The sequence below is a fragment of the Deltaproteobacteria bacterium genome (assembly GCA_016208165.1).
Taxonomy (GTDB): Bacteria; Desulfobacterota; Desulfarculia; order JACQYL01; family JACQYL01; genus JACQYL01.
Window position 1 is genome coordinate 1 of record JACQYL010000120.1, and the last position, 15,614, is coordinate 15,614.

At 52.0% G+C, this 15,614-nt stretch carries 10 protein-coding genes; 7 read left to right on the top strand and 3 right to left on the bottom strand.

Annotated features, from left to right (window positions below):
• Window positions 1-1,450, bottom strand: a 1,450-nt coding sequence (locus HY788_21740; GenBank protein ID MBI4776768.1) for a hypothetical protein, incomplete at its 3' end; no start/stop codon positions are given.
• Window positions 1,451-1,859: 409 nt separating this feature from the next.
• Here HY788_21740 and HY788_21745 point away from each other — a divergent pair.
• The gene (locus HY788_21745) at window positions 1,860-2,810 is read left to right on the top strand and encodes a GDP-L-fucose synthase (protein MBI4776769.1); all 951 of its coding nucleotides are present in this window, start codon (window positions 1,860-1,862) and stop codon (window positions 2,808-2,810) included.
• A gap of 129 nt (window positions 2,811-2,939) precedes the next feature.
• Here the strand turns inward: HY788_21745 and HY788_21750 are convergent, their stop codons facing one another.
• Window positions 2,940-3,731 (bottom strand): WecB/TagA/CpsF family glycosyltransferase, encoded by a 792-nt coding sequence (locus HY788_21750; protein MBI4776770.1) that lies wholly within the window; start codon window positions 3,729-3,731, stop codon window positions 2,940-2,942.
• Between the two features lie 787 nt (window positions 3,732-4,518).
• Here HY788_21750 and HY788_21755 point away from each other — a divergent pair.
• The 5 genes from HY788_21755 (at window position 4,519) to HY788_21775 (ending at window position 13,289) form a co-directional block, all read left to right on the top strand.
• Window positions 4,519-5,925, top strand: a complete 1,407-nt coding sequence (locus HY788_21755; protein MBI4776771.1) for a right-handed parallel beta-helix repeat-containing protein — start codon at window positions 4,519-4,521, stop codon at window positions 5,923-5,925.
• 975 nt (window positions 5,926-6,900) lie between these two features.
• A complete protein-coding gene (locus tag HY788_21760) occupies window positions 6,901-8,082 on the top strand; it encodes a hypothetical protein (protein MBI4776772.1) in 1,182 nt (393 codons plus the stop codon).
• Window positions 8,083-8,240: 158 nt separating this feature from the next.
• Window positions 8,241-10,160 carry a polysaccharide deacetylase family protein gene (locus HY788_21765; GenBank protein ID MBI4776773.1) on the top strand — a complete coding sequence of 640 codons (1,920 nt, stop codon included), beginning with the start codon at window positions 8,241-8,243 and terminating at the stop codon, window positions 10,158-10,160.
• A gap of 353 nt (window positions 10,161-10,513) precedes the next feature.
• Window positions 10,514-12,061, top strand: a complete 1,548-nt coding sequence (locus tag HY788_21770) for an oligosaccharide flippase family protein (GenBank protein ID MBI4776774.1) — start codon at window positions 10,514-10,516, stop codon at window positions 12,059-12,061.
• Between the two features lie 193 nt (window positions 12,062-12,254).
• Window positions 12,255-13,289, top strand: coding sequence for a glycosyltransferase family 2 protein (locus HY788_21775; protein ID MBI4776775.1), 1,035 nt, complete (start codon window positions 12,255-12,257; stop codon window positions 13,287-13,289).
• Between the two features lie 312 nt (window positions 13,290-13,601).
• Here HY788_21775 and HY788_21780 read toward each other — a convergent pair whose 3' ends face one another.
• Window positions 13,602-15,002, bottom strand: a complete 1,401-nt coding sequence (locus HY788_21780; GenBank protein ID MBI4776776.1) for an IS66 family transposase — start codon at window positions 15,000-15,002, stop codon at window positions 13,602-13,604.
• A 225-nt stretch (window positions 15,003-15,227) separates the two neighbouring features.
• Here HY788_21780 and HY788_21785 point away from each other — a divergent pair, with 225 nt between their 5' ends.
• On the top strand, window positions 15,228-15,476 hold the full coding sequence (locus tag HY788_21785; GenBank protein ID MBI4776777.1) for a DUF4365 domain-containing protein: 249 nt from the start codon (window positions 15,228-15,230) through the stop codon (window positions 15,474-15,476).
• Window positions 15,477-15,614 lie beyond the last annotated feature (138 nt).

Here is a 15,614-nt window from a genome sequence, read left to right on the forward strand (position 1 = left end):
TTTGGAAGGTGTACGTGGTGACGTTCCCTATCGACACCCCGTCCACGAGTACGCTGGAAACCTGGTAGCCCGAAGCAGGAGTGATGGTGTAGGTTTGCCCGGAGCCTTGGGTTACGGCTGTTTGCCCCGCAGGGGTGATGGAGCCATGAGCGCCCGCGGAGGCGGTGATGACGTACGTCGGTGATACGGTCTGCAGGGTAAAGGCAGGTCCCACGGCGGGATCGCTCTCACCGTCGTCGTTGCCGGCCCATACCCGCCAGTAGTACACTACGCCCGCTTCGAGCTGATCCATGACTTGGCTGGTCGCCGCTCCGATATTCCCGTAAAACACCCGACTACCTTCGGTCCAGGCGCTGCCGGTGTTGACTTCCAGCCGATACCACGTGGCGTTGGCGCAAGCGTCCCACGCCAGGGTCACGGTGGTGCTTTGCAGAATGAGCGGTGTTTCATCCAGGGCTCGATAGATGGGGGATTCGGCATTGGTGGCGCCATCTGCCGGACCGATGTGTTTGGCGGAAGAATCGCCGATGCCGGAACCCGTGGAAGCGGACTCCGAGGTGTTGTCCGTGGCTTGGACCGCACTGGAAATGGGATCCACATGTTGAATGACGGTGAATCGTCCGATTTGGGAGAAGGGATCGTCCCAGTGGATTCGGGCGTATCCGTTTTCTCCCCAGGATTCGCCCCAGCTGTTCTGCACGATCCAGGCCCGGGCGGTGTCGTCCCATCCCACGATGCGCACTACGTGAGCGCCCAGGAAGTTCATAGCCAGAGCCTGGTACACGCCGCTTCGATAGAACAGGAAATCTTCGTATACATCCATCAGGGTGAGGACCGGCCCCCGCAGCACGGCCTGTTTGACGGCCTCGACGTCCGGCTCGTCCAGGGTGACCCACTGCCACGAACGGATCGTGTAGTTTTCGTTTACATCCGAAGCATCCACCGGAGCTCCGAATCGCTTGAGCCCATTCTGGAAGGCGATGAAGGAACCGTCGGCCGGATCCGCGGGTATAAGGGGATAGGCCGTAAGGTTGAGGTTCAGATCGGATTCGTTTTCACGGATACGCAGCAGGTCCTCGAGGTTCTGCACGGCGGCCAATGCGTAGCTGACGGGCAATCCCATCTGGTCCTGCACGGGTCCGATCCACGAGTCCCCTTCCACGTTTCTCCAGTCGAACGTCGAAGGAAGCGAGCCGTAAGCTTCCGGCATCCAGAGATCGGCCTGGGCCTGATCTTCGGGTGTAGGCAGGCTGAGTCCGGCATATCCGACCTTCTCGCCGGAGGACAAGAGACTCAACAGGGTGTCTTCCGCGGTCCATTGGAGCTGTCGCTGCTCGATGGCGTGCTGGACGGTGTAGAGTTCTACGGCGGCGTTAGCCGAAACGGCGGCGATTAGGAACATCAGTATGGCCGTGATGACGGTTGGGATGCGGCCTGCTATTGCGATCATATGGACTACCCCCCTCGGGACTGTATGCGTTTGCATTATCTTGTATGCAAGACACGCGCCAGTTCCCGAGGAGGCCAGGTTCGATTCCGGGTGGCGCCGGACCTTCACAGACGGGCCGAGCCGCTGCTGCCCGGTTCGTCTCAGCCGGCGAAGAGCGAATGTGTACTATCCACACCGTTGATTTCGTTTTTGTAACCCAAGTGCCGGGACTGTTCCGTCCTTTTAATATATGCCCTAATCAGCCAGGATGATGGCAACGCCCCACGCAAAGGAGGCCGAACAAGATGGATTGCTTTTACGCAAGGGCCGTTATATTTTTGAGAAGTCGGAATAACGCGGCGGGAATGCCGGGACGCTCTTGATCGCGTCCGACAGGCCACATGACCAAGATGGACGGGAGAAACCACCCGTGGAAAAGGACGCGAAGATCTACGTAGCCGGACACCGGGGTCTTGCGGGGTCCGCCATAACCAGAGCCCTCCGAACCCGGGGTTACGAGCGTATCGTCGAGCGGACACATGCTGAACTGGACCTCACGGATGCCCGGGCCGTGAACAACTTCTTCAATAAGGAACGTCCCGAATACGTGTTCCTGGCAGCCGCTAAAGTGGGGGGAATTTTAGCCAACAGTACGTATCCCGTGGAGTTTATCCGCGATAACCTGAAGATCGAAATCTCCGTCCTCGATGCCGCGTGGCGCTTCGGAGTCAAACGTCTTCTCTTTCTGGGAAGTTCGTGCATCTATCCCCGTTTGGCGCCGCAACCCATGAAAGAGGAATACCTCATGACCGGCCCGTTTGAGCCGACCAACTCTCCCTACGCCCTGGCCAAGATCGCCGGCATTGAGCTGTGCCGGTCCTATAACGGGCAGTATGGAACTTCATTTCTGCCCGTGATGCCGGCCGGTTTGTACGGTCCCGGAGCTGATTTCGACCTTGTAACAAGCCATGTACTTCCCGCATTGATCCGGAGGTTTCACGAAGCCAAACGATCGGGTAACGACAAAGTTGTAATTTGGGGAACGGGCAGTCCCCGAAGGGAGTTCCTACACGTGGATGATCTCGCCAATGCCTGCATTTTTCTAATGAAAAACTACGACGGAGCCGATTTAATCAATATTGGATGGGGCAAGGACATCAGCATCCGGGAACTGGCTGAGATCGTCTCCAACGTGGTTGGATTTGAAGGAACGGTTGAATTCGACGATTCCAAGCCGGACGGCGCCCCCAGGAAGCGGCTCGATACCTCCAAAATCTCGGCCCTTGGATGGAAGCCCGCCATCGAGCTGAAGGAAGGGATACGCAGGACGTATGAGTGGTTCAAGACGCACTTCGAATCAACGTCGGGTTCCAATCCCTGAACCAGCACCGTACGCCGCGTGGTAACCGGAGCTGCGACCTCGTTTGATGGAACGAGATGAACCTTCAGTTCTGTGCACGAGAGTCCGGGCGCAATGGAACGGCGCTCAAAAGAGTTCGCCAATGTTCGTCTAATTGGCGCCACCTCTGTGAGCTCCCGGCATCCCGAGCGAGGCTCGAAGCCTTGCTTTCAAGACCATCCAGGCGAAGATAGGCAAAGCAGCCTGCCTTTTGGCCCGCTTGGGTTCCGTGGCCAACCTGTACAACCATTCCAGCCCGAGCTTTTGCACTATTCTGGGGGCGCGCTTTACCTGGCCGGTTATGGCGTCCAGGGTTCCCCCGATCCCCTGGCAGACGCGAACCGTGGTGAGAGCATCCTTATGTTTGGCAAACCACAGTTCTTGTTTCGGAGATCCGAGAGCCAAAAACAGTATCTGTGCGCGCAGCTCGTTGATCCGTTCTATTAAAGCCCCCATTTCGGACTCGGCAATGTACCCGTTGCACCTTCCTGCAACTTGCAGGCCCGGAAACTTTCGCTGCAACTGTGCCGCGGCTTTCTTGTTGACCTCTTCCTTCGCCCCGTAAAGGAAGACTCGGTACCCTTTTTGAGCGGCGAGATCACAAATTCGTTGCATGAGATCCACTCCGGTGATCCGCTGTATCCTTTTCGCGTGCAGGATCCGAGCGGCAAGAACAACGCCTATACCATCCGGAATGATCACATCAGCAGAACACATCGCGCTACGCAAAACCGTATCTTTGGGAGCCGTGATACTCTTTTCCGGATTTACGGCAAAAATGGAACACGGCCTGGCGCCGGTTTCCACGTATTCGACCACCTTATCAAGAACCTCATCCATGGTCAGCAGATCCACGGGAAGGCTCAATATCTGAATACTGCGCGGGCGTTTCTCCGATGTCATCTGAGTTCATCCTCTCGCTCAGGCATTCTGAACCTATTTTCGGGTAGTGCGTGAGAACGACTGTGACGAATCCTACGGAATCCGGCGAACCGTCCTGAGCGTCGCTGAACACGGCGCATTCCCGACTTGTTCCATGTAAAGGCGGATGCTCTCCTGATGGAGGATCCATTCGGCCTCGATGCAGGTCGAACGTCGAACTTGGCGCGCTCCCTCAGTTTAACTAAACCCGCAGCTTGTCCATTTTTGATGTACCATCAAACGTCATCTTGGTCGAATAAAAACACGATGATTACCAATAAAATCAAGCCATCGGCGTATCGAAACAGCCTGTTCCTAATATACCCTGTATACCTGATGAAGACACACGAAGGCGTACTGGGCGATTACACTTTCGTTACGCACGCATTCCCAGTTACATGTGCGTATGGGTCCGGGCCTTTGCTCCACATGCTTCGGATTGCACCTAAAACAGCCGTTTTCGCAAAGCGACTGTTTTTTATTGTGGCCTGGCACGCTTGTTGCTTTCAATATCTACGACAGCTGAAGACCATGGAGGAATCTCTTTACTCTTTGTTCTCACTCCTGGTATATGTGTAGTGGACCGGTCAACCACACAACTACACTACGTTCCAATAGTTCCCCGGCGTTTTATGAAGCGAGAAACCGTAATGTGTAGGAGCTTTCAGGGCTTTTTGCTTGTCGAATACCGCATGAAAGCCGTCTCTTCTTTAAGAGACGATCATAATAACAACTTTAATATCTAAAAACTGTTTTTTGGAGAATGAACATGACACTTACAAGATCTATTCTGAAACTGCGTCCCTGTTCCGGTTTGGTTCGCATTTCATTCGTTATTTTCGCTCTGTCTATTTTGTCAATGGCTGGTGAAAGTCCGGCAAGAGACTATTTCGTATCACCAAACGGCAGGGATTCAAATCAAGGAACCATTGAAAGTCCGCTTCTTACCTTGAAAAAGGCGATTTCTATGGCAACCGGTGGTGATACTATATTACTCAGAACCGGAACCTACGTTGAAAATACGGTTTCCATAGTTAACAAAAATACTTCCAGCAGCAATAAATTGACCATTAAGCCCTACGGAAATGAAAGCGTAGTAATAGACCACAATGGCGTGGACTACGGGTGGTGGATTGAGAACCAAAGTTATATCGTGATCGACGGCATCATTATTCGTAACGCTGATGAAGGATTTGTTATTCTGGGGGGCAGCAAATATATCAACATCCTCAACTCGACCGTTCGCGACATGATAAATAGAGGTGTTCTTGCTGACGACATTGGGCATTCAGGTTATCCTGAATATGTGACGATCGATAACTGTACGTTCACAAACATCGGCATCAATACCGCCGGGGGTGATATTGCCTTGGGAGTCAACGCAACCAATTTCACCATTTCCAACAATAGATTGATGGGAAATGTGGACGGTGTCGTCTTGGAAGGCGCTTCCAGTGGTCACATTATCGAAAATAACGAGATCGGCAACCATGCCCAAGAGGACGGTCTGGATTTAAAATATACGTGGATGAAGACGCCTACAGCACGCAGCGAATATTGCATTATACAGAATAACGACATCTATGGGCATCATGCGCAGACGGGTATTACCGTTCAAATGGAGAGCAGAAAGGTCAAAATAATCAATAATAGGATTCATAACAATCGATGGGGTATTTGGATCAGAAGTAAAGACACGTCCGATATAGAGATATCCCAAAATACCATATATGATAATGACGATACCGGGATAATAATCAATATGGAGGCAACGGGAAATGTGCGTATTCTGGACAATGTAATTTGGCATAACGGCTACGCTTCAACTAATGGAGTTAAAGGCGGTATCCAAATTGAGGACGGTACTACCTATGAAATTAGTAACAACATTATTGCGAATAATAAGACAGGCGGTGCTACCAATATAAACCAGGTTTGGATTGGCAGCGGCCAGGTGAGTTCTACGGCATTGGATTACTCTACCTACTATGCCAGCCAAAATGAGCTATTGATGCGCTGGGGCAACAGCACCTACACTTCTCTTTCACAGATACAATCGCAAGCATCCCAGGAAGCCCATGGAACAGTGATAATCGGAGAGTACACCGGGGCCACTGCCCCCCCTTCCACCCCCCCGCTTCCGCCTGCTAATTTGAGGGTCACGCCGACAGACTAAACCATGGTCCGTTCCACAACAGGCTACTTCACCAATCGATCATCCGGGGAAGCCTTTGGGAAAACGGTTTCCCCGGAGTCGTTTCACTCACTGAGGCTGAATGATCCGCTTTGAGCGGCCTGTTCCTGCGTTGCAACCTCCCTCCCCATCATGGAGAACTACGTAAGTACGTTCTCTGCCTCCGGTTGTAGTGTCCTTGGACAGCTTTTCCGTACAGAAACGCCTCGTGAGGATTTCTCGGAGAGACCCTCGACCAAGGCCCTGTCCCTGACCTGACCCATCGTCTTCGAAGAATACCGCATGGACGCATTCTTCTCAAATATCTTTCGGGGAAGCGCTGATAGGGTAAGTGCTTAAGGGTCCTTCCTCGGATCTCAAGAGACCCCGCCTTTGTTCCGGCAGACCGCATCCGTTTCCGAGACGTCCACTTGAAGCGAAATAGCCGCCGTATCTCCCAAGGCCGGGTTATTCGGCCTTATCATCGCATAAGTGGTGCGGTTGTTTGACGACGAAGGGTCCGAATGTATCCAAATCGCCGGAGGCCGGGAGTTTTGCTTAAACCAAAACGCCGTGTCGCATGATGACTTCGACCGCCCTGAGATTGGAAGCGGTGTGAAATGTTTTCTTTTGTAATCGATTAAGGACCGAAGACCGGCGATCTGTGGATCATCGGCAAACCCGGAAGCGTCACCTCGCAACCCGGGGGCTGGAACTCGAACCGCGCTGCCCTTCGAGGCTTCTTTGGCTATACGGCGATCTGACGAGATGAGCACTGGCATTGCGTCTCCCAAGCGCGTGGCATGTCCGAACTCCTAAGTGACCGCCGTTTGGATTGAAACTCGAACCACTGGTCCACGCTTATGACCCTTGCTTTTCCTGCTCTGTAATATTATAATATGATTTATTCTATATGATGGATAAACCAAACGCGAATAAAGATCCTATCGACTCGTGATTAGGTGTGCGGGGCGTATCATGTTAACCAAGTTTTTGGGAACGGGTTTGGCGAGAATGGGCATTAGCTTGTCCGTGATTCTTTTTTCGCTGAACGTCATGGCGGCCGCCTATCCTTACATGGAAAGCATCAGCATAAACGGGTACGCCCTCAGCGAAGGTGGATCCATAACCGTCGAAGGCTTTGAGGTCGGCGATACCATTAAACTTAGAATAGGTGTAAGAAACACCGGAGATCAGCCATCCCCTCCGGCATATAATAATATAACGGTATCATTTCCGAGCTACACCAGCAGTGGAGACGTAACTCGTGTTGCGGTAGATTCCGTCAATACAAGCTTAAACCTAAATTACTCTGAGTATTATGGAAGCGGTCTCGGTGGCGACGGTTACGCAGAGTATGTCATGGTCGAATCCGTAAGCCTGAATACTTGGCAAGTCGATGAAGACAGATATCTCGAGCTATATATTGAGCCGGATGATTATGGAACATTTGTTATTAACTATAGAGCAGCAATGAGTGACCAACGGAGTTGGACTTCCGGATGGTCATTCAACCCGCCGTCGGGCGTCGTAACGGATTGTTTGAGTTTTCCAACGTACACCATAAGCGTAATCTTACCGGACCCGATACCAGGACAGAATCATGCGCCGAGCAAAGCTTCAAATCCTCAGCCGAGCCATGATTCCTCTAATGCGTCATTATACGTTCACCTGGATTGGAACGACGCGTCGGACCCGGACGGCGACTCGGTGGGGTATGAAGTGTACTTTGGGACGAACGGCAGTCCTGGCAGCGAGGAATATAAGGGAACTATGCCCACAAGCGATTATGATCCGGGCATACTGCAGTACAACACGGATTATTACTGGAGAATAGATACTACCGACGGAGATCTGACCACTACCGGGGACGTCTGGCATTTCAAGACTCAGGCAGCTACTTTTCCCCCTGGACCCGAATTATTGTCTTACGTAATCAACAAAACCGATGTTCAGGTCAACGAAGCTTTTACCATCACGGTACAGGGACGAAACAAAGGAACCAGCACCGCGCCGTCCGGCGGAATTGCGGTACAGGTTCGTCAAGTTCTAGAGATCCTTCAGGCTCCGAGCCTAACACCGACCATCAGGGGGAAGGTACTATCTTCGTTGGTTCAGTGCAGGTCGCCGATTCGAGTTCCCCTGCATCTCCCGTTTTGACCAACCACAGTATCGACAAGTCGAACGTTCAGATTAACGAGCCCTTTACCGTCACCGTTGGGGGGCGTAATGCGGGTGGAATCACGGCACCGTCCGGTGGAATGGTGGTTCAGGTTCGTCAAGCTTTCTCGAATGGGGTTGAAGCCACGGAAGATCATGTGGCCACTGGAGCCGAAGGCGGTCAGTCCGTCTGGTGGGCGGGAGATCAGCTCGACTCCGGTGACACGGCGCAATATTTGCAAGTTCAACCCACCTGGACCTCATGGGCGCCGGGGATCGAACGAACGGTCCAGGTGACCATCACTCCCAAAATGGCGGGCGTCTACGACATCTACTGCAAAATGTACCTGGACGACGGATCGGTATTTCTCAGAGATCCTTCAGGCTCCGAGCCGAACACCGACCATCAGGGCGAGGCCACTATTCTAGTTGGATCGGTGCAGGTCACCACTGGGGTATCCAGATTGATCCCCATCCTTGCGTACCACAAAGTGGATGATTCAGCGCCCACAGCGTATTGGGTGACCACCGAACGCTTTGACCGGCAAATGGCTGCGCTGAAGGCCTATGGCTTCGATTCCATCTCTTTGGAGGACATCCACGATTTCATTTATGCGAATGAGACATTGCCCGAAAAACCGGTGGTGATCACCTTTGATGACGGATATCAGAATTTTTTCACCAAAGCCTTTCCAATTCTGCGATCATACGGCTTTACGGCAACGAACTTCATTATTACCGGATACATCGGAACGTCCGATCGCTACCTGGACGACTGGGAAACGGATCCAGTGGAGTCCCAATATCCTTCCTATCATCTTCTCTGGAGCGAAATCGAGGCCATGTGGAATGAAGGGATTACATTCGGGTCTCATTCGAGGACGCACCCCAATCTCTTCTTCCTGTCCGATCCGGAAGCGGAAGAGGAGATTTTAGGAAGCAAACTAGACTTGGAGAACCAATTGGGTGCACCCGTAGACTTTTTTGCGTATCCTTACGGGAGCTTCAAGGGACGCACCGCAGAGATCGTCCAAGAAGCCGGATACGAAGGGGCCGTCACTAATGATCCCCAGCTCTTTGATACACTCAACGGCGATGTTTTCCAAATGGATCGGATCGAGATTGGATCAAACTCCTCCGTTGATTTTGACGCATCCGAGCCTGAAAATTTCTTCATGACAAAAGTCGACCCGAACCTTCAAGTCCCTTTAGTCGAAATTGATTCCATAAGCTATCTCGATGCGCCCACTGCTGAACCCATATCGGAGTGGAGCCCGTGCCAGAATATCGTGATACGGGTCGTCGCCACCAATACGGGGCCAGAGGCAGACGTGATCGCCGGCCTCAAAATCGACAATTCCGACCACACTGACGGGCTGCTTTACGACTCTCACCAGGCTGATCCCTCAGAAGACATTTTCCGCACCTTCGCACCTGGACAGGAGGTATTTGACTGGCCATGGCAGGCGCCTTGCGATGCCGGCCCCGACCCTTACTACCTTAACGTTGGTTTTCATGATGACCACTACGTGCTGGGTTACGCACAGTCGGAATGGATCGAGGCGCTTTCAAGCGTTCCTGGAGAAGGCGCCGTCATTGTATCAAGATCGGTCGATTCACGCCAAGTAGCATTGGAGCAGCCATTTTTCATAGAAGTCAAGGCAAGGAACAATGGTCCTCATGCCTTCTGGGGCGGGATTTCCATATCATTTCCCGAAATCCTCGGAAACGGAATCGAAGCCGAGATCATAAATGACGGTTCCACGAGACCGCCTTTATTCGTTGGACCGTTGGAGCCGTCGCCCTTTAACATGCTGAGCACGTCATCCGGAAGAGCGCCGGCCCAATATATGTTGGCTGAAATGGAAGCGTATCATTGGGAAAGAGGTGAAACTAAGACAATGAAGATCAAAGTGGTCCCCCATGAGACCGGCAGCTTCCATGTCAACATTCGGTTCGCGCTGTCGGCCGACCCGGGATATACGATGATTGACCGGGATCCGGCAAACGGACCGCCCCAAGATCAACAGGGATTTCCTGTCTACCAGGACGTGGTGGAAGTGACAGCGCTCCAGTAAGAGCGGGTTTGCCCTCATCGGGCGATCATGGCCCATGAAAGGCTTGCGGGCGGGGCGGCATCGGTCTGAAAAGTTTTCCGGGGAAACTTGTCCAAACGTTTTCCCCCGGAAATCATGTCGGTGTAACATCGAAAAACAACGAGAGCTGACATTGACGCGCACTCGAAGGATGTCTGCGTTGATTGGATAGTGAATATGTATAGTGCTTCCCTGTCGAAGGCTCGAACACGGCCCCGAATGCCGGGGGGAGGTCGCAGATCCCATAAGCAGCCTGTCGGTTCATCTCTGTCAAGGTTTTCGCCATCATCTGAATGACTTAAGCCCTCCCTGCATACCACGAAGGAGCGCACGTTTTGGGTCGCGGACTACATTCGAGCCGGTATGCCCCCGAGTTTCGCAAACAATTCGTAAGAAACATGGCGTCCAACATAGGCGTATTCGTTTTCGCCGGATTGATGGGCATCTGGTTTGTGCCTTACCTGATCCATAATTTGGGCGTTTCCGCCTACGGATTGATTCCGCTGGCCGTCTCAATTTCGGAATACGTTACAACCATTAGCCAGTCATTGAACGCCGCTGTCGGGCGTTTCCTGACAATCGACCTGGAGAAAGATGACACAGAACCGGCGAACATCACTTTTAATTCCGCTTTGTTCGGAAACATCATACTTGGGGCTTTGGCGTTTCCGGTGGTCCTTTTGGCGGTCATTGCCGCCCCTGCGGTCTTTCATGTCCCACCGGGGCAAGAATTGGACACTCGGTTGGTTTTTTTTGCTTCTTTAACTTCATCCGTAATCATCACGGTAGGCAGCAGCTTCTCAGTCTGTGCATGGAGCAGAAATCGATTTGATCTGCGAAACTTCGTCATACTCCTGTCTCAAATAACTCGAATAGGAATCGTAGTACTGCTCTTTTCCTTCTTCGCGCCTAAATTGTGGCATATGGGCGTCGCTATTATGGCGGCAGGCGGCGTTGCCCTGATCGGCAACATGGCCCTATGGCGCAGATTGACGCCCGAACTTCATATCATGCCGTCAGCCTTTGACCGCCGGAGAATTCGCGATCTTTTCGGTTTGGGGGGCTGGATGACGGCGGATAACATTGGCAGTTTGTTCCTCTTCAATGTCGAACTGATTGTGGTGAACAGGCTGCTCGGTGCTGAGATGGCAGGGAAGTATGGATCGGTTCTCTTCTTTTCACTCATATTACGCAACATGGCAGCCACTGTGGCCGGTGTATTGACACCCACCATCGTGACCAAATACGCTCTTGGTGATATGGGCAGCGTGCGTCGAATATCCGAGAGGGCGGTAAAATTCATGGGGCTGTCGTTCGCTCTCCCGGTGGGTCTCTTGTGCGGTTTTTCCAAACCTTTTCTGAGGCTGTGGTTGGGCCCCCAATTTGAGGACTTGGCCTGGCTCATGATCGTGCTCCTGGCCCACCTCACCATAAGCCTGTCCGTGCTCCCTCTTTTTGGCCTTCAAGTCGCTTTAGAGAGGGTGCGTTGGCCTGCGGTCGCTACTCTAATCATGGGACTGGCAAATATCGTTTTGGCCGTCCTCTTGGTAAAGTGCACCGATTGGGGAGCCATTGCAGTAGCCGGGGCCGGGGCTATTGTGTTATCTTGCAGAAGCGTCTTGTTCACGGCAACGTACAGTGCCGTCATCCAAAAAACAGCCTGGTGGACGTTCGTCGCCAAACTGATTCCCGGTATTTTGGCCACCCTTGCCGTGGGCATGATATCCTGGGAGATTTCCAGGGTTTTCCCGGTGGACGCCTGGATTGTGTTGCTTGCCTTCTGTGCCCTGATCGGATTGTTTTATGTCATCCTGGTCTATGTTGCGGCTACCACCCGGGAAGAAAAGGACCTTCTGAAGAGCTTGGTATTTTCAAGGAGCTGACCGATAAGCCACGATGTGAAGCTACATATCCCCACGCCAAACGAGGTGTATACCGTGCTGAAAGGTGTTGAAAAGAGACTGAGGGCCGATCCGGCAAAGGCGGATTTTCGAGGTTTTCTATTCCGCGAATGTTAGCAATGGTGACACTGTTCCAACCACGGAGATAGAAGTGATCCCACAGCCGCGGCAAGAGATCGAGGAAAAATCTCCTCTGGTCACAATTGTGATACCTCTTTTTAACAAGGCTCTTTATATAGAGCGTACCTTGGAATCAATTTCTGCTCAGACCTTTCAAGATTTCGAAGTGATTGTGGTGGACGACGGCTCCACGGACGAAGGGCCTCTGCTAACGGAATTGTGGATGGAACGCCATCCGAAGTTACGGATTGTGCTTCTTCGTCAAGAGAATAGAGGGCCGGGGGCAGCCAGGAATACCGGAATAAAACAAGCCAGGGGTAAGTACATAACATTTCTGGATGCGGATGATGAATGGCTCCCCTCCTTTCTGAGTGAAACCGTGCGCTTTCTCGAAGCGCATCCCCAAGCGGCCATGGTTGCAGCGGATTATTATCAGCGTCCTAAACAATTCTGGACAAGTGAATACTGGCGCGCGCTCGGAATAGAGACAGGCGTTCACCGGATCGCTCCGACAGCCCCCGCCTCCTTTGTTATTCGACTCGTCTCATTCGTTAAAACGTGCGGCACTTTGGCGCGCACGGCCGAGGTTCGAATACACGGGGGTTTTTTCGACGCATACAAATGCACTTACGGCGAAGACCAGTATCTTTGGCTGAAGCTCGTTTTTTCGGAGTATGTCGGGATCCTATTGAAGCCTTTAGCCATCTATCATCTAGACGCTTCGGAATTGGCCATCGGACAAATGTGTTCGGCACCGTTGGAACCCTTTCTAAAGAACGCCAACGCCATTGAATCGTCATGTCCCGATCATTTGAGGCCTCTGTTGGCGATGGTGTTGTACGCCAGAGCTTTGAGATCCACGGAGAAATTGGCCCGTTTGGGCAAGAAGAAGGAGGCCGAAACACTGTTGCGACGTTTTCAAAACCCGGGGAACAACGTAAACTATCGGCGTTGGGTGTCCATGCAGGTATTTTTTTCACCGTTGATACATGCCCTCAGAATGTTCGTTTTGACACTCCCTTCCGGCCCCAAATCTCTAATGCTGAGCTTTATCCATACCATCTTGGAACGGAGTCCCTGGAAAACATAGGCAGCCCTTCCGGATCGCGCGTTCCCTTGACCAGATTTCCAGAACGGAGCTTATCACACAGAGTGGCGCCGGCTCGGGAGGTTACGAGAGACGAACACGGGGGAGATCCTTTTCTAGGTTTCCCATCCGTGAACGATCACCTATCTCGATTATTACAAGAAGAAGATTGTCAGCGCTCCTTTGTCGAGCGCTTTGGGACTTGACAACTGAAAAGCTGAAAGAATAGCTTAATGACGTTGATACTTGCAACTTATCAATCTTTTTTTATAATCTTCTATCGTACGCGTTCAGGGGGTAGGTTCCCCGGTGTAATTATTGACCGACCCAAGAGAGGTCGGGAAGCTGTTCTTTGAAATAAGAATCGATTGCCTCGACCAGTTTTGGGAACGTAGGTATGGAACGGGATCTGCAGGTCTGTTTGAGAGAGAGGATTCTTTCGACCCATCGGTTTCCTTTTTGGCTTTGTGTTCCATTGCTCCGTTTGCGCCAGAGTACGCCGAAGCGTATGGCCCTTTCGGCCCGATTATTGGTGGGCTCGACGCCGTTTTCCTCCAGAAAGACCCAGAGGGAATCCATCTCCTTGATGAGAAGGCGAGCGAACACGCCGGCGTCGTCCTGTCGGTTTTCATGAGAAAACACCAGGTGGATGAAGCGGGCGTAGAATGCGTTCCACTCACCCCGGCTGGGAGGGTCCTTGGCCCATCGGCAAAGAAGCCGCAACTCCTTAAGCGTCCTCTCACCGAAACGGCGAAGGGCCTCATCCTTTCTCTCCGCAAGTCCCTTGGCTCGCCGGATGTAATGGGCCAGGCAAGTCTGCCGGAGCTTTGTCCAGTTCCTATAGACGCTGTAATTGTCGCTGACCAGAATGCCTTCCCAGGCTCCGATCAGTTTCAAAAAGGCTTTTTTGGAGCGATGAGACTGGATCATAAAGTAGGCCACCGTGGCGTTGACCATGGCCCACAACCAATGAAGCTTGCCGGTTACGAACCAGGAAGTCTCATCGATATGATTCACTTCGGCGCTTCTAGCTTCACGGCCGATATGATCATATACGGGTTTCAAAGCCTCGGAAGCTCGATCCAGCACCTTCTGAATCGCTCCGATGGAAATGGAAACGCCGAATACGGATTTTAAGAACTCCTGTACGGTCTCCCGACTGGCCCCCTGGACTCCGCTCACCTCCGCGATCAGGGCGCAAAGTCGCGGGCCATATCCGGAGCGGTACTCTTCGGGAAGCGGAGCTTTGGCGGGTTTACCGCACTCGGGGCATTTGCCCTTATGCAGCACATAGTGGGTTACATCCAGCTCAACCTCAGGAAATTCGATCACTTGATGAGTATAAAACGGCTCCATACCGCTCTGATCCAAATGCCGGTTCCCGCAGGAGCAGGCTTCCGGTTTCAAGGCAACGACACGCGTCGGCTTCAGAAGTTCTTGCCGATAGCCTTTGTGACCCCTTTGGCCCCCTTTTTTTCGCTTGCTCTTTTCGACCGTTTTCTCCCGCTTCTTGAAGGGGGAGTCCGATGACGGAGGCTTGTTCGAGTTCTGGGAATTCCGGTTCTGCCGCGCTTCGATCTTTTCGAGCCGCTGCCGTTGCTGCTCAAGCAGGCGGCTGTGCTCCCGGGTGACCTGCTCAAGGTGCTCGATATATCGCCGCACAGGCTCCGGAGTAGCCAGCCAATCGGCATCGCTAAACGGTCTCTTGGCTTTCATAAGGGAAGCCTAGCACACTAGAACTCAAAAGTCTAGATTTTTTTCTAATTATTTCAATATGTTACAGCAAGCCTAAATGTTATGTAATATCAGGCAGTTAGAAGAATCACATGATACCCTGTGAATGATTACAATCGAGGAATATAGCTCCTCCGACTCAAAACAGGTTTTCGTTCCAGGCCGGTATTTATAAGGATGCAGACGGCATGGAAATGTAGGTGCTAAATGAATGGAAATGTAAGAACAGATAGGTTAGGCGTCAGCAAAGTTGACACTTTCTTCTCCTCACATGGATGGCTTTTTAGGGAGCAGTTTGTAAACGACTACGGGCTAGACGCACAGGTGGAAATAGTAACACAGGGAAAGCCGACAGGAGCTTTGATTGGAATGCAAATTAAGTCAGGATCGAGTTATTTTCGCGAACAAAGTGACGATCACTTTATCTACCGGACTGATGGCAAGCATATTAAGTAGTGTCTGTCCGGGAAGCTAACTTATTATTATAAAAAGAAAATCGCGCAAATTAGGGTGGAAACTTCCTGCAATGTATGATATTAAAAAGGTGACAACCAATTGATATCATTACACTAACAAGAAGGAGGCCACGCCCAA

What these genes read in the sequence shown, in the direction of transcription:
- HY788_21750 (MBI4776770.1), bottom strand. Translation starts at nt 3,731, where the DNA reads ATGACATCGGAGAAACGCCCGCGCAGTATTCAGATATTGAGCCTTCCC.
- HY788_21755 (MBI4776771.1), top strand. Translation starts at nt 4,519, where the DNA reads ATGACACTTACAAGATCTATTCTGAAACTGCGTCCCTGTTCCGGTTTG.
- HY788_21760 (MBI4776772.1), top strand. Translation starts at nt 6,901, where the DNA reads ATGTTAACCAAGTTTTTGGGAACGGGTTTGGCGAGAATGGGCATTAGC.
- HY788_21780 (MBI4776776.1), bottom strand. Translation starts at nt 15,002, where the DNA reads ATGAAAGCCAAGAGACCGTTTAGCGATGCCGATTGGCTGGCTACTCCG.
- HY788_21785 (MBI4776777.1), top strand. Translation starts at nt 15,228, where the DNA reads ATGAATGGAAATGTAAGAACAGATAGGTTAGGCGTCAGCAAAGTTGAC.